Genomic DNA, 15,079 nt, shown 5'->3' on the forward strand with positions numbered 1-15,079 from the left:
GAAGCGAAGCATGCTTCAGGATGCCAGTCCCGGCGCCCGTTCTCGCAGAGAGTCAGTCAAGAGGCCTGGCGCGCTGGAAAGAATTCACGCGAGTTCCTCGTCGCAAGAAGTACCTGACCCACGTCATCACCGAGGCTAGGAAGAAGCTGCGTCTCAAACTGCAGAACGGTCACATTATGTGCGGCAAGCATGAAGAAGGCCCAATGCCCCGTAGCGACCCGTAGCGGCCGACCGTATCAGGGTGCCTTAAGTGTCAGCTTTTGAGGTACATCGGCCATAAAGATGACGCAGCGGCCCTCTTTACATGATGCCGGTTGCGGTGTTCCAGTTGCTCATGACAAGCCTTGCGCTGTCATGGCGCCTTTTTTCCAGCCGCGGCGCGCGGCGCGGCCCTGGACTGGCCCGTTACCGGTAAAGCGGCGACGAAGGCATCGATCGCTGAATTCAGCTTCGCCCGACCGGCTCCGTCGTGGGCGTGGACCGCCAGGCCGGTAAACAGCACCGCGCACATCATCGACAATCCATCGATGTCCACCGACGGCGCGATTTCGCCGTCATCGACTGCCAGCGCCATGCGCTTGCAGATCACGTCGAGGATCTGCCTCTGCCGTTTGTGCAGCAGCGCACGAAGCTCCTTCCGGTCGGCACTGACGTTCAGCGTCCCAAGCATCACCATGCAACCGCGTGGCTGCGGTCCGCGCGTGAACATGTCGACACTACGCTTGAGCATCGTGCCGAGCGCATCCCGGATGTTGCGTGGCCCCGCCAACGCACATCGAGTCGCTTCTCCCTCAAGCGTCCCGTATAGGTCGACTGCCTCGCGAAACAGATCTTCCTTGCTACCGAACGCGGCGTAGAGACTTGGCGAATTGATGTTCATGGCGGCAGTCAGGTCGCTGATCGCGCAGCCGTCGAAACCCTTCAGCCAAAACATCTCCATCGCGCACGTCAGCGCAGCATGCCGGTCGAAGGTTCGGGGCCTGCCCCGGCTTTTCGAAGCCGCTGCATCAACTGGACCATTCATCATGTTTCTCCGCGCCCCTGATCAGGTCATGATCCCATCGTTCTATTTTGTAACGAGCATAACAAAAACATGGATCTGGGTCAATTTTTGGGGTTTAATGTTCTGTATCGTTCGACACAGATTTAGCGAACTAGTGTGGCGACCTGGCCGCGCCGTCGTCGGCATGCACCCTTCCTCAATTGAAATGGAGTTCAAAATGAAACCGGTACTTCGCACCTTGATTGCAGCCACGATAGTGGCGGCCTCGCCCACCGTCTTCGCACAGGTGGCTCCCGGAACCAGCCAGGGGGCTGTCGTGGCACCCGCGAAAAACTTCGACGTCTTCGTCGACAAGCCGACCGGCTTCACCTTCGTCAAGCTGCCGGGGGGCTGGAAGTTCGCCGGCAAGGTCAGCCCGAACGACATGCGGCATCTGCCTTCGACGGTGTTGACATCGGTCGTCCCCGACGAACCCATGCAGATGGCGGACGATCACGCACGCAAGTAAGGCGGCCGCTAGCGCATAACCGCTATGCCATGTAGACCGGCCGTTGCGACCGGGCGATAGCGGAGGCGGCGCCTCGTCGATTGGAAACTCGGGCGACGGTAGCGTTCACCGCCGATAACCGCCGCAAGATTGTCTTATTCTCAGGGGGTGAGTTCCTGTCGCGACAAGTCGCGAGCCTGTGAACCCGGCGAATTTGCAAGACCCTGCGGGTTGCCGATACAAGCTACAAAAGTCGCGGGCCTCGAAAATTTGTCATGCGCCACGGCAGCCATTCCTGCCGCGGCAACGGCAAAGGACGCTCCTGGAAAGGAAAGACGGTCGACTGTCTGCGACAGGCCTCGGGCCGAATCACCGCAGCTAACCGTAGTCTGTCTTCCGCGATCGGCTCGTGTCGACCCCCAACGGACGGCCAAACGGAATCGAAGGCAATGGCCGCTTCCGAGGTAGATCAGTCGTTGCTCGACCCGCCACACAGGGATGCCCGACGATTCAGGAATTGATGAACGCCAGGAGATCCGCATTGATCGTATCGGCTTGCGTGGTGGGCATGCCGTGCGGGAAGCCTTTATAGGTTTTCAAGGTGCCGTTCTGCAGCAATTTCGCGCTCAACGGCCCAGAGTCGGCATAAGGTACGATTTGATCATCGTCGCCGTGCATCACTAACGTTGGGACTGTGATCTTCTTCAGGTCCTCGGTGAAATCCGTCTGGGAAAAAGCCACGATCCCGTCGTAGTGCGCTTTGGCTCCGCCCTCCATTCCCTGACGCCACCAGTTCATGATCACGCCTTCGGACGGCTTGGCCCCTGGACGGTTATAACCGTAGAACGGCCCGGCGGCAACATCCCGGTAGAACTGTGAGCGGTTGCTGGCAACCTGCGCCTGAAATCCGTCAAAAACATCCTTGGGAAGACCTTCCGGGTTATTAGCTGTCTTAACCATGAGCGGTGGCACAGCACTGATCAGCACCGCCTTGACTACGCGACTCTCGCCGTGACGCGCGAGATACCGAACGACCTCACCGCCCCCCGTCGAGTGGCCCACGTGGATTGCATTTTTAAGGTCAAGATGCTCGGTAACGGCTGCAAGATCATCGGCATAGTGATCCATATCATGACCGTCGGCCGTCTGCGTTGACCGCCCATGACCCCGACGGTCGTGCGCAATGACACGGAAGCCGAGGTTCAGGAAGAACATCATCTGGGCGTCCCAATCGTCGGCGCTCAGTGGCCATCCGTGTGAGAAAACTATGGGCTGCCCTGTTCCCCAGTCCTTGTAGAAGATCTGAATGCCGTCTTTGGTCGTGACCGTGTTCATCGTCATTCTCCTTGCTAAGGCAACCTGTCAAAGAAAAACGAACCACCGGCGTGGACTCGTGCGCCGTGAGACATTGCGACGGGGTACGCAGGCGGTCGGCAGTCCGTCCGGGAAACCTGCTGGGACGTATCAACTGGGCAAATGCGCCTTTCCGGCCGACAGCCTATTCGACTGTCAACCGAGATTACTTGTGCGTCATTCCATTGAAGCCACGACTTCGTCGGTAGTCACCACGCCGTGCGCGAGAAACGCGTAGTTGATCATCGCCGCCTTGTATCCGTCGCCCCAAACGGGATGACGCGGTCCGGCAGTGGCATCGCTAACAACATAAACCTCGAATCCCTGTTCGAGCAGATCACGCAGATGTGACTCCACGCACATATTGGCAAGCATGCCGCCCAGTACCACCTTACTCACTCCTCGCTTGCGCAGTTGAAGGACGAGATCGTTGGTTTGCGGTCCGAAGACCTTGTGCGGACTCACAACAATCGTCTCACCGTCGTTGATGTAAGGCTTGAATTCGTCGAGCCAGTCAGCGCCGGAGCCTTCAAAACCTTCCAGACTCAACTGACCACTACGCGCAAACGTGCCGGTAGCGAATTCATCTGCCTCCAACGGTCCATTGAATTTCCATACGCGATCAGTCGGGAAAAAGTAATGTGGCGATATAAAGACCGTAAACTTCGCGGACTTTGCCGCCTTGAAGATTCGCAGCATGTTTTCTACTGTCTTGTTCTCTGTCACGCTTGCTCCCACCGCGCCCCAGTTCTTGCCGTTCTTGCTTAAGACATCGACTTGCGGGTCGATGAAAACCACGGCTGTCTCAGTTCGATCAAAGGACACTTCGGACCTCCAATAGAGTGCATGACGGCTTGCCGACTTCGTCGACCCGAGCCTGTCCGATCAGATTAGGAAACGGAGGACTGAAAAGCAACGACGGTCCGACAGATTTCGAGGGCGCATCCGGGTTCTTGCGCGCGGGCGCCGAGCGACGGGGCGCTTGAAGAATTCCGCATGTTGGCGCCGCGTGCGTGCTATTAACAAGCTAATGATTAAGAAGCCAACGCGACCGCTGGGATCAGGCTGCAAAATGCAATTTCCGAGATAGCCTTTCTCTTCAGAGCAAAGCCGCGACGAGTCCTGCGAGCTCTCTCCATCTGCAGGCAGCACTGTTATGTTCCCGCCAGTGCCCATTTCGCGGCGCGTCCGTTCGGACACGTGCACGCAGTTAAGGTCCGCTGTCGGGTGCCAAGCCGACGTCCGAATAACCGACCAATCGCGCGAACGAATGGCGGCAGATGGGCCGCACGCTGCCTGTCGCGGCCGACGACAGGCGTCCCCGCTTCTGCCGATTGTGCGAGATCCACGACTGGCCGTTTCTCTGCGCGATGGACAGTGCTGCAATCGGCTGCTTTGCGCAGCATCAAAGCGGCTTGAACGCAAGCATCTGCCAAGCCCAACGCGGGCATACGGTGACAGCCCCTGGCGTTTCAGGCGACCGGCTTGCGCCACACGCTGGCTAGCCACGGCTGCCGCTCACGCGGCAAGCCGGCGGGCCGGTAATAGTGCTCAATTTCGACGAATCCCGCGCCCGCCATATATCGGCGCCATGCTTCAAGATCATGGAAGACGCCGTAGCGGCCGTGGCTCCAGCCTTCCTGATTCGTGCCGCGCGGGTTGGAACTGAACAGCACGCCGCCGAGCTTCAGCGTCGCGTGCAATTGCCGCAACACGCGCGGCAACGCCTGACTCGGGACATGGAACAGCGCGGCGTTGGCGAAAATGCCGTCAAAGTGCGCAGCCGGCAAATCGAGATGCAGGAAATCCTGCTGCCAGACGTCGCAGCCAGTCGCGTCACGCGCCATTGCAACGAAGTGCTCGGCGCCATCGAGGCCGACCGCGCAATGGCCGAGTGTAGTGAAGGCCTTGAGATCTCGCCCCGGCCCGCAGCCGAAATCCAGGATCGTAAGAGGGGGCTCGACTTCGATATGGTGCAGCAGCGCCGCGATGTTCTGCGTGACGTCGTGGTCGTACGTGCCGTCGCGGAAATCTTCCGCGTGCGCGTCGTAGTCCTGCAACGTGACGGCACTGATTTTATCGAGGTCGCTGGGGTCGAGTTCCATGCAGGAAGTATATCTCGGGGCATTTCCCGTACGACTACGTCGTACCTCCGGTGTCATCGGCCGTGGTCGGTTGCGTGCCGAACAGGATGCACAACGCGATTCCGTGTGCGCAACTGATTCCTCTTGGGTTTCCGAGGAACGCGCACGGTATCAGGCGAACGGCTGGAGATGGGCCGTACCTTGCCCATCGTCGTGCGATCGACCCGTGCGTGCCACGAGCGGCAGCACGCAACCCACTGCGGCCGGTCGACCCAGCGCGACATATAGGGCGGCCTTCAAGGTACAACGGGCGTTCGTTTAGTCGCATTGGAAGACGGGAGTTCGGCCATAGCAGCCCGCCGGTGCGACCATCGACCAATGGCGGCTATAGCCAGCTTTGCCGCCGTCAGATCCAGGAACGGTTTGCACGGCAGTTTTGCTGCCGTTGGAAGGAGAGCAGGCGACTCTGAGCAGCGAGTCGCCGTTACCGATTGCGTGCGCCCGCTGTGGGTTTGCGGATTCAATCCGTCCATGCCCCATTCGTGTTTGTCGACGCCTCGACCGTCCTATCGTCCGGGCAGGCGTGGTCTCGTGCGTTCGTGGCAATTCTTGTGGAGCTTCAGTCCCCGGCTGAGCGTACCGTCACGTCGCCGACGACCACTCCTCTCAGCCCCTCCCGTAACGCCGTGACATTTTCTACGCCGTTCAGTCGCTCGAACTCCCGCTGCGCTTCCCGCCAGAGCGGCGCCGCTCTTTCGTGCAGGCGCCGTCCTTCTTCGGTAAGCTCAACAAGGCGGCTTCGGCCGTCTGTGGGCGACGGCCTGATCGTGACGAAGCCGTCGCGTTCAAGGAAGCCGACCATCTTTCCCATCGCCGTCCGTTCGATATCGAGCCGTTCGGCAAGAGCGTTGACCGCGGCACTTCCCACCTCGTCCAGTGCAGCCATGGTGAGAAATTGCGTGATGCGCAGGCCTGCCGGCTCGAGATGACTATCGTAGAGGCGGGAAATTTGCCTGCTTGCCTTCCTCACTGCGAAGCAGTTGCATTGATCGATTCCAAGCGGCTGGTCGAACGGCAACATCTGGTTCCACTCCTTATTCCTTTGATTGCCAGAACGCTACGCGCACGCGCGAAGGTGCGGCGGTCTCTTTCGACAAAAAGCTGACGCCGAAAACGCTGGTTTCATTGTGATCTGCGCGCCTCGTCTCTAGCTCCTGAATCCAACTCTTGTGATCTGCAGCGTTCAAAGCCCTGCCGGCGGAGTGATGTAACCGGGTACCTCAGCCGCAAGCGTGCTCTTCAGTATCGCTGTTCCCTTATCGGCCATAATCTCGCTCTTGCCGGCGGTGAGTGCGTCATAGGTCTGTCGCACCACGTCCTCCGGGCTGGCTTTGGGTACGTCAATGCCGTTGGTCAGGTCGGTGTCCACGAACCCAACGTGCAGGCCGAGAACCTGAACTCCGCGCGCTTGCAGGTGAAAGCGAAGTTGATTCGTATAACTCCACGCTGCCGCCTTTGATGCAGCATACGGTGCCAGATAGGGCCGCGGAAGCCAAACGATGTCGGAAAGCACGTTAATGATCGCCGCATCCGGCTTGGCCGCTAATATTGGCTCGAAGGCCTTTGTGACGCGCACTACGCCGTAGTAGTTCGTATCGAACATGCGAGCCGATTGCGCTTCGACGTCATGCGCCAGAGGCCCGTCGATCAGAGCGGCGATGCCCGCGTTGTTAACCAGCAGAGTCGTGTCTGCCGCCAGTTCCGCGGCTGTGGCGATCGACGCCGTATCCGTAACGTCGATCCTGACGGGCACGATGCCCGGCTCTTCAAAGCCGTTCGTGTTACGCATGCCCGCGTATACCTTCGCCGCCCCGCGCCGGCGTGCCTCTCGTGCAAAAGCCAGACCCAGGCCGCGATTGGCGCCGGTGATAAAGACAGTGGCGTTCTTGACATCCATGACATGTTCCTTTTTTAAAACTGCGTGCCTCCGGTGAGGCAACATCCGCCGCGGACTCGCGGGCGGGTGGTTCAAAGAAAAAGGCTTTCCGGAAACTGCTTTGAAAGTGTCTCCCGCAGATGAGCGGCGAGAGTCAGCACGGCGCCAAGTGGACTCATCCGGACGCTCACGCGCGGCACCGATCCGTCGGCGTTGCGGTCGACTACAACGGCCGCGCTCAGGTTCTCGCCGTTCGTCAGAACGGCCTCGTACTCGAGAACGAGCCGCGAACCGTCCGCCTGGACAAACGTGGGCGTCTGCAAGGCGTAGAAGGTTCCGACGGCGTCGACGGCCAGGCGGATTTCGTCACGTCCGATGACGGGGCCGCGCAATACCGAGCTGACCAACTCTGCGTCAGCAGTCAGATCGTCCAGAAACGGATGACGCTCATCTTGAGTGGATGACATGTTCAAACCTCGACTCGTTTAAGGCCGCGCTCACGCGAATACGGCCCGGTTCTGCGCGACGAACTGCTGGACCGAGAGGGGCGGCTTTCCGGTAATTTTCTCGATGACGTCGTTGGTGCCCGAGAAGACGCCGTCGCGGTAGTTCTGAGCGACCTCGACCAGATGCTGCGTGAGGAACGGCGGGAATTTGTAAAGGTTTTCCATCTTGATCTGGAACTCTTCGATGGAAGTCGGCGCGTATTCGATCCGGGCTCCGAGAACCTCGCTCATCGCTTCGGCGATCTCGGTATGGTTCATCTCGACGGGGCCATGGAGTGCGTAGGTCTTGCCCTCGTGGCCTTCGGGGTTAGCCAGGACATTGGCGATAACCCGCCCCTGATCATCAGCGGCGATGGGTGCGTGACGGCCGTTGCCGAAGGGAAATTCAATCTTCTTCGTGGCCCAGATCTCCTTCGCAAAGTGCGGATAGGCGAGCCAATCGGCAAAGAAGGTGGGACGGAGATGCGTAGTCGGAACGCCTGACCAATCAAAGACCCGCTCGGAAACCCAGTGATCCTGGGCCGCGTGGCTCTTCGACTCCCGGCGCGCGGAAATCTGCGACATGTTGACCATCGCCGTGACGCCTGCTTCCTTCGCGGCCTGCGCGAAATAGGCAGCAGCTCCGATGATTCCCGGCGCGATCGGATGAAGAAAATAGGCAGATCGGATTCCTTCCATGGCTGCGCGGATGTCATTGATGTCGGTGAAGTCCCCGACAGCGATATCGACTCCGCGCTGCCTCAGGGCGGCTGCCCGATCGTCATCTGTGCGCACATATGCCCGCACGCGTTTGCCCATCTTGAGCAATTCGTCGATAGCGATACCTCCGGTCCGTCCAGTTGCACCGCTCACAAGTAATTCGGCCTGGTTCATAGCTTCGCTCCATTCGAAAGTAAGAGCATATGCTCTCTTGTGAGCAAGATAGGAGCATATGCTCTAATTGTCAAGGCATTCCTGTCCGCGCTGAACTCGGTGCCGCACATCTGGAACGTCGTGCTTTATTGGGCCGGCGGCATTGGCAGCGATGGATCGATGGCTGTCCGGGTAGCCTGATCGTGCGCAACGCCGAATTCGCCAACAATGACTGCGATCCGGGCATGCGCATGATGCCGTCGAGCAAGACGTTTATCTTCGGCGGCGTCGACCCGCGCGTCGATCTGATGGACATTTTCGGGCTGAAGCCGGGCGAGGCCGCGATCTTCCGCAACATGAGCGGTCGCGTGAATCCTGCGCTGCTCGATACAATGGCGATCCTGCGCACGATGACCCAGGCTGCCGATGGGAACTCGGCCCGGACTCGAACCTGATCGTGCGGCATCATGCCGACCGCGGCATCAAGTACTGTTACCGTCATGCCCCGAAGTTGCTGGCAAAGCACGTGAGCGTGCGCCGGAAGAGCTCGACGCGTAGGCGAGCACCGGTCCTTACAAGGCCGTTGCAAGAATTTACTGCTCGAACGCTCGACGATGGGTTCTCACAAAGTCGCCGACGGTTTGTGGGGCTCGCCTGGTGATCTCGCCGATAACGCCATCTACGCCGGAGAAAATTCCGTTCTGGTAGTCGACGGCGATCGCGAGGAAGTGCTGGATTAAAAATTCCGGCAGATCGTATTTCTCCAGATGCTCGCGGTATTGCTCGATGGTTGACGGACGATAGGCTATCTTGCGACCCAGAACCTTGCCGACTTCATCGGCAATCTCTTGCTGGCCCAGTTCGACCGGTCCGAACAGCGGATAGGTCTTTCCGATATGGCTGGACGGTTGTGCGAGGACGGAGGCGATCAGGCGAGCCTGATCCTCGGCTGCGATCGGCGCGTGGCGCCCCGTACCGTAGGGCAGCGTGATCTTGCCTTCTTGCACGATCGGATCGCGCACCCATGGAAAAATCAGCCATTCGGAGAAGAACGTCGGGCGAATGTGGACGGTCGGTACGCCCGACCAGTCGAGCACACGTTCCGCGATCCAATGATCGCGCGCGGCGCGACTCTTCGAATCTTCCCGCGCGGAAATTTGCGACATTTCCACAACGACTTCAACGCCTGCGCGCTGCGCAGCGTCCGCGAAATACGCGGTGACCTGGATATAACCAGGGTGGACGGGATAGCACAGGTACGCGCCCGTTACGCCGTCCATCGCGCGTATCACGTCGTCATGCTCGAGAAGATTGCCCACGACGACTTCTGCGCCCTCGCTCCGGAGCAATGCACTGCGCTCGTCTTCCTGACGCACGAGGGCGCGAACCATGTGTCCGCTTTTGAGAAGATGGCGAATCGTGTGGACGCCAGTTTTGCCGGTGGCGCCGGTGATCAGGTACTTGTGTTGCGGCATGTTGGACTCTCCAAACTAAAAGGGCATGGACACTCGTCGCGAGTGCGGAAGATTGTCGGCAAGCAGGCAATCACCGAGTTAGCTCGCAGACGACGTGGCGGCCCTGCCGTTCAGATAGGCAAGCAGAGGTTCCAGATGCGGTAGGTCTTCGGCAATGAGGTTCTGGCCGCTTCGGTTTTTGACACCAGGACGGTCGTTGATCCTGGCTCGCCATTCCAGCAACGCGGTGTGATCGGCCGGGACCGTCAGTCCTGCGTAGTCCCCGTGCATCAACGCTGCCCACACTGTTATGTCAGCGACGGAGAACTGGTCGCCCGCGACGTAGGGTTGAGTCCGCAGAACACCGTCGAAGTATTTCATTCCCCCTATCGCCCGTTCCCCGTGTTTGTCGCCCCATTGTTTGCGGAAAGCCCAGTCGGCACTTTTGAAGGCCTCATTGGCTTTGCCGAGGCCCGGCGTCGAGTGGTGGAAAAACACGCCTATGCCGTCGATCAGCTGATGGTCAGCGCGCCGTTGCATCATGTGGATCACCGCTTTTTCGCGGGGTGTGCGTCCGGTGAGGATCGGATTTCCGTCGAGGTTGTCGAGATACTCCGCGATCGCAACACATTCACCAATGAACGTGCCGTCGTCGAGTTCAAGAACGGGAACCGTCGATGTCGGATTCTTTTCCCGGAACGGACCTTTTTGATGCTCCGCATCGTAGAGCTGCACGCGAACAAACTCCACCTGCGAGTCCATTCCTTTCTCCGCCAGCACGATGCGAATGCGGGCCGGGTTAGGGAAACCTTCAATGTCATGGATTTTCATTTGAACCACCTTCAATAGTGCGTGTCGGGGGAAAGGTCATTGCGATGCCCGTATTGCGCATCGGTGCAGCTTTGGCTTGGCAATCTGGCCGGGAGTGAGCCGGCTGTTACCCGGGTTGGTTCAGGAACACGGTCACGTCTTTCAAAAACAGATCGGGGTATTGATAGAGTGATCCGTGATTCGAGTCTGGGTAAATGATCAACTGGGCATCCGGCAGGTTCTGCTGCAGTGTGTAGGAGTTAATCGTGTAATGGACGATGTCGTTGCTGCCGGAGACCACGAGGACGGGTTGTTTGATCGCGTGGAGATAAGCGGTGGAGTCCGCGCTTGGGACGCCCCACGCTGCAAACGCGGCAACCTGGGCGGGCGCCACCCTGGCGCCGATGGCATCATCACGATCCGCCTTTCGTGCGTGGATTCGCGTCAGAAACGCGCGTCCGGCAGCTTGCGATCTATCCGACTTCGTGAAGAAGACGTCGAGCAATAGGTCCTGCTGCGGTGTGCGCTTCTTCGCTAGAACGCCCTGGAACTCCGGTGTCAGTGTAGCCATGCCCGCGCCGCCTCGCGGGCCGCTCCCCACCAGCACCACTCGACGAACCAGATCGGGCTGTTCGACAGCCACTTCCTGCGCGATGAGGCTTCCCATCGAGAAACCGAGCAGATCGGCCCTTGTGACGCCAAGTGCGCGAATGAAGGCGATACCCTGCCTTGCCATCGCTTCGATCGTGGCGGGTACTTCGCCACCCGAGCTGCCGACGCCGGCGTTATCGAACAGAATCACGTCACGGTCATGTGCGAAGCCATCGACGACTTTCGGGTCCCAACCATCCAGGTTGCCCACAAAGTGCTGGAAGAACACCAGCGGAATACCGCCGCGTTTTCCCAATCGACGATAGGCGATTCGCGTGCCGTCGACATTGATGAACTGGGTGGGTACCGTCTGGAAGGTGGTCGAAATACCGTTCGCCGGCGCGGTCCTGGTGCTTGCCGCATTCGCGGGCATCAGGTAGAAAGCCGCCGCGAGAGCGGACACGATAAAACTCAAGCGAAGGCCGGAGGTCTTGCTGAAATGCTTCATTGGTTTTCCTGTCATGGTGGGATATCAATGCACGATCGGAATCAGCGGACGAAATGTCCTGGGTACGCACGGGGGCGCGGGGTCAGGCGGACTGTTAAATACGACTCCCGCGAACGCAATTGACCCGAGCATCACGATCAGCCACATTGCGCTTCTCCAGCCGAAGTGTTCCGCGAGAACGAGACCGCCCGGAACGCCGGCAGCCGTACCCAGCGCGAGTCCGCCGACGCCCGCGTCGTGACGGGGAAACCATGCTCGCAGCGGCGCTGAACGCAATCGGACTATAGAGTCCTGCGCCCAGGCCGGCGGCCGCGCGTGACACTAGCAGTGTGGAAAAACCGGAAGCCGTCGCGCTCAGCACGTTCGCCAATATGAACAGGACGAGCGCCACGCCGAGCACCCGGCGGACGGGCTTGCCGGCGGTCAGCGCACCGAAAAGCGGCGCTGTAATGGCGTAGCAGGCGGTGAAAATCGTGACCGTCTGCCCTGCAACCGAGGCTGGAACATTGAAGCTCGAACCTATGCCGGGCAGCAGGCCTGCCATGATGTAGGCATCAATCCCAAGTGCAAATGTGCCGAGACAAAGTGGAAGGATGTTGAACAATCGGGCTCCAAAAAAAACGCTGACTGCCGAGTCGAAGAAACGCCCGACGAGAGTAATTTCGGTTTTTCGCGAAGATGTCGGCTTCGTGCAAAATGTATCAGCGGGACCAGCGGCCGGGAATCCGGCAAGATTTCACCTTGCTTGTGAGAATTTGCACCGATGTTCGACTGGAACGATATGAGGCACTTCCTAGCTTTAGCGGAGGCCGGGACGCTGTCCGGCGCGGCACGGACGATGAAAGTGGACCACGCCACCGTCGCGCGGCATATCGCGGCGCTCGAGCATGCGTTGGGCGAAAGACTGGTAGACCGGCTTGCGAGACGGTGGCAGTTGACGGAGGCGGGTGGCGAAGTGGCTAGCGCGGCCGAAGGTATGCTGGCGCAGGCCCATGCGCTGGAGAGGGGAGTGCGGGCGCGAAAAACGACAGCACGTGCGAAGGTGACGGTGAGTGCGCCGCCTTCCCTCGCGAGCGCCTTCCTCGCGTTGCGCATTGCAGAGCTGGGGTTGCGGCACCCCGAACTTGATCTGGTTCTGCTGGGCAACCAGTCCTTTATTTCGCTTGGTCGCCAGGAGGCGGACATCGCAGTGCGCCTGTCCAGACCCACCGAAATGACCAATGTCGCGCGTAGAGTCGGCAGGATGGCCTATCGGCTGTACGCGGCACCGGGCTATACCGACCTGCCCAGCGAAGCGTGGCAATTCATTGCTTACGACTCGTCGCTCGATCACGTGCCCGAACAGGAATGGCTTTACCGCTTTGCCGACGGCCGCGGGATTCGGTTCAGGAGCAATGATCTGACGAGCCAGCTTGCCGCGGTGCGCATGGGTTTGGGCATCGCCGTATTGCCGCATTTTTTCGCCGAGGCCGACAAGGGCGTGCTGGCACTGCAAACGGACGAAAGGCTGTCGCGTGACATCTATCTCGTGGCTCACGCCGATATGCGACGGAATGCGGCTATACGCGTAGTGATGGATTTAATCGCCGCAGAGCTCGCCGACGAATTCGTCGGGCACGAGTAGTCAAATGGGTGGCGACTACCCGGGCGTGGGTCCGGCCGGCGGGTAGGTCTCGGTGACGAGCCACCATGCCCTTTCTGCAAGAGAGTTGCCCGACAGGGTGAGTGTAGGCCTGCGCGCAGGTTGCACGGCATAGCCAAACGATCGCCGCGGGTTCGCCCCCCCTCCGCAGTGCTCGCCGCCTCGAGATCCGGCCGGAGCACGTTACGGTCCAAAGTAAGATCGAGTCGTTCGCATTGAGTTCGCCCAACGCTATGTTTTCGAAGGCATGTCCAAAGAAGTGCGACGCATATGTGCAGTCAGGCAAAACCGCGCGCCATTGTCACCTATGCGTATGATTTCGGTCATTAGACGCCACAACATCAACGTCTGCTGAGGGTCGCAAGTACTCCTCCGGCTGCAGCGAGAGCCGACATTCGCGGTCGCGGCGGTACGAATGGCAAAAGAGCAACCCTAAGCTGCCTTACCAACCGCGACATCTGAACGTCAGCTGAGGCCGATGACCGAGCGTTCGTCCTTTACGATTGGATGGCCGGTTACGGCGTGTAGCCGACGCTTGAACGTCCGAGCGACGCCGCCTCTGAACGGCAGCTCATGGCCCGACTGCAGCCTGACGCCAAAGGTGCCGAAAGCGTTTCACTAAAAAGCCATCGGATCATTTTGTTACACCTCTTACCGAGGTCCGAACTGGCGAGTTACAAAAACATTTCGGAGGGCGGTTATACTCGGCGCCGTCCCAAAAACTAAAGACCTTTTATGTCGAAGAGAATCTTCCAGATTATTGCCATTGCAGCGCTCACCACAGCAGCGTCGTTACCGGCGGTGGCCGGCGATATGAACAATGCCCTTGGCGGCGCGCTCGGCGGCGTAGCCGGCGCTGCCGTGGGTGGCGCAGTAGGCGGCAGCACGGGTTCCGTCATTGGCGGTGCAGTCGGCGGCGGCGCCGGCGGCGCAGTCACGTCAAACCGCAGGGAACGCACGGGCGCCATCATCGGTGGCGCGCTCGGGGGCGGTGCCGGCACAGCGGCAGGCAATGCGATGGGCGGCCGCACGGGCGGCCTCGTCGGCGCGGCCGTGGGCGGCGGCGCGGGTTCAGCGCTTGGCGGTAACATGTCGCGGTCCAATTCGTACGCAGACGACTATGCCCGCGGCTACCGACCGGACAAGCGCCATCACAAACATCGCCACTATGACTGAACGTTGAGCAAAAACGGCGTGGTTCAATCAAAGGTTAGGCCCGAAACGCCGAATACCTTTCGCAGCGCGGCACGGGCGATTCTCATGTGAGCCAGAACCGGCGCTTGATGAACCACGCCAGCCTCTTCAATCGCCATAGCGGCGCAAGACTCCGACCGCAGCGAAGGTCTCCGCGATTCCCTCCATCGCGCCTTGTCTGACGCCCGCCCGCACCCACCTCGTACTGACAGTCGTATAGACGAAACAGGCATCGAACCCACCCTTAGCGATGGTTGCCAGGCAGGTCTTGTCGAAGCGGACATTCGCCATCACGCGGAGTGGCGGTAACTCGCATGTCTTTTGCCCGACCCGGAAGCAACCGAACTCGTCGGCGCACCGGCTGCATCCGCAGGCCAAAGCGGTCATCCGCAGCCCATCGAGTCCCGCGCTCAACGAATGGCCGTATGCGAGCGAAGCTTAAGACAGGAGCCGACCCGTTTGCGTCGCTGGCGTCTAGTCGGCATGTGTCCGCAGCTATTCGCCGAGCGGACTCTCGCTGAAAAAAACGCCGTCCAATGCGGCTCTGCATCGAACTTCCGTACTCGTTAAGGGTTGTTCGACGCCTGCCCTTGTCTGCTGCACCATGAGGGCACGATGACGCATGCGGGCAGGCGTTGGACAAGCCTCGAGGGAGGAAA

The 15,079-nt window shown here is 59.8% G+C and carries 16 protein-coding genes; 4 read left to right on the plus strand and 12 right to left on the minus strand.

Annotated elements, in window-relative coordinates:
- Positions 1-352: 352 nt before the first annotated feature.
- A complete protein-coding gene (locus tag P3T16_RS32370) occupies positions 353-1,024 on the minus strand; it encodes a TetR/AcrR family transcriptional regulator (protein WP_429345332.1) in 672 nt (223 codons plus the stop codon).
- A gap of 196 nt (positions 1,025-1,220) precedes the next feature.
- Here P3T16_RS32370 and P3T16_RS32375 point away from each other — a divergent pair, with 196 nt between their 5' ends.
- Positions 1,221-1,511, plus strand: coding sequence for a hypothetical protein (locus tag P3T16_RS32375; protein ID WP_429345333.1), 291 nt, complete (start codon positions 1,221-1,223; stop codon positions 1,509-1,511).
- Positions 1,512-2,000: 489 nt separating this feature from the next.
- Here the strand turns inward: P3T16_RS32375 and P3T16_RS32380 are convergent, their stop codons facing one another.
- The 7 genes from P3T16_RS32380 to P3T16_RS32410 all read right to left on the minus strand — a co-directional run bounded on the left by P3T16_RS32380 (position 2,001) and on the right by P3T16_RS32410 (position 8,242).
- Complete coding sequence (locus P3T16_RS32380) at positions 2,001-2,825, minus strand: alpha/beta fold hydrolase (protein WP_429345334.1); 825 nt, start codon at positions 2,823-2,825, stop codon at positions 2,001-2,003.
- 195 nt (positions 2,826-3,020) lie between these two features.
- Positions 3,021-3,668: a cysteine hydrolase gene (locus P3T16_RS32385; protein ID WP_429345335.1), complete on the minus strand. Its 648-nt coding sequence runs from the start codon at positions 3,666-3,668 to the stop codon at positions 3,021-3,023.
- 647 nt (positions 3,669-4,315) lie between these two features.
- Positions 4,316-4,948: a class I SAM-dependent methyltransferase gene (locus P3T16_RS32390; protein WP_429345336.1), complete on the minus strand. Its 633-nt coding sequence runs from the start codon at positions 4,946-4,948 to the stop codon at positions 4,316-4,318.
- A gap of 598 nt (positions 4,949-5,546) precedes the next feature.
- Positions 5,547-6,008, minus strand: a complete 462-nt coding sequence (locus tag P3T16_RS32395) for a MarR family winged helix-turn-helix transcriptional regulator (RefSeq protein ID WP_429345337.1) — start codon at positions 6,006-6,008, stop codon at positions 5,547-5,549.
- A gap of 162 nt (positions 6,009-6,170) precedes the next feature.
- The gene (locus tag P3T16_RS32400; protein ID WP_429345338.1) at positions 6,171-6,884 is read right to left on the minus strand and encodes an SDR family oxidoreductase; all 714 of its coding nucleotides are present in this window, start codon (positions 6,882-6,884) and stop codon (positions 6,171-6,173) included.
- A gap of 71 nt (positions 6,885-6,955) precedes the next feature.
- Complete coding sequence (locus P3T16_RS32405; RefSeq protein WP_429260834.1) at positions 6,956-7,330, minus strand: hypothetical protein; 375 nt, start codon at positions 7,328-7,330, stop codon at positions 6,956-6,958.
- A gap of 30 nt (positions 7,331-7,360) precedes the next feature.
- Positions 7,361-8,242 (minus strand): NmrA family NAD(P)-binding protein, encoded by an 882-nt coding sequence (locus P3T16_RS32410; protein ID WP_429345339.1) that lies wholly within the window; start codon positions 8,240-8,242, stop codon positions 7,361-7,363.
- Between the two features lie 182 nt (positions 8,243-8,424).
- Here P3T16_RS32410 and P3T16_RS32415 point away from each other — a divergent pair, with 182 nt between their 5' ends.
- Positions 8,425-8,676, plus strand: coding sequence for a hypothetical protein (locus P3T16_RS32415; protein ID WP_429345340.1), 252 nt, complete (start codon positions 8,425-8,427; stop codon positions 8,674-8,676).
- Between the two features lie 138 nt (positions 8,677-8,814).
- On the opposite strand, the gene P3T16_RS32420 is transcribed toward P3T16_RS32415, so the two are convergent.
- From P3T16_RS32420 to P3T16_RS32435, 4 genes are all read right to left on the minus strand, one after another.
- Positions 8,815-9,696 carry an NAD(P)H-binding protein gene (locus P3T16_RS32420; protein ID WP_429260831.1) on the minus strand — a complete coding sequence of 294 codons (882 nt, stop codon included), beginning with the start codon at positions 9,694-9,696 and terminating at the stop codon, positions 8,815-8,817.
- Positions 9,697-9,774: 78 nt separating this feature from the next.
- A complete protein-coding gene (locus tag P3T16_RS32425; protein WP_429345341.1) occupies positions 9,775-10,506 on the minus strand; it encodes a glutathione S-transferase family protein in 732 nt (243 codons plus the stop codon).
- Between the two features lie 106 nt (positions 10,507-10,612).
- Positions 10,613-11,584 (minus strand): alpha/beta fold hydrolase, encoded by a 972-nt coding sequence (locus tag P3T16_RS32430; protein WP_429260829.1) that lies wholly within the window; start codon positions 11,582-11,584, stop codon positions 10,613-10,615.
- A 94-nt stretch (positions 11,585-11,678) separates the two neighbouring features.
- On the minus strand, positions 11,679-12,188 hold the full coding sequence (locus tag P3T16_RS32435; protein WP_429345342.1) for an MFS transporter: 510 nt from the start codon (positions 12,186-12,188) through the stop codon (positions 11,679-11,681).
- Between the two features lie 159 nt (positions 12,189-12,347).
- Between P3T16_RS32435 and P3T16_RS32440 the strand changes: the two genes are divergently transcribed.
- Both P3T16_RS32440 and P3T16_RS32445 read left to right on the plus strand, forming a co-directional pair.
- Positions 12,348-13,208: a LysR family transcriptional regulator gene (locus P3T16_RS32440; protein WP_429345343.1), complete on the plus strand. Its 861-nt coding sequence runs from the start codon at positions 12,348-12,350 to the stop codon at positions 13,206-13,208.
- A 753-nt stretch (positions 13,209-13,961) separates the two neighbouring features.
- Complete coding sequence (locus P3T16_RS32445) at positions 13,962-14,402, plus strand: hypothetical protein (RefSeq protein WP_429345344.1); 441 nt, start codon at positions 13,962-13,964, stop codon at positions 14,400-14,402.
- Positions 14,403-15,079: the final 677 nt, after the last annotated feature.

The sequence above is a fragment of the Paraburkholderia sp. GAS42 genome (assembly GCF_050436565.1).
Taxonomy (GTDB): Bacteria; Pseudomonadota; Gammaproteobacteria; order Burkholderiales; family Burkholderiaceae; genus Paraburkholderia.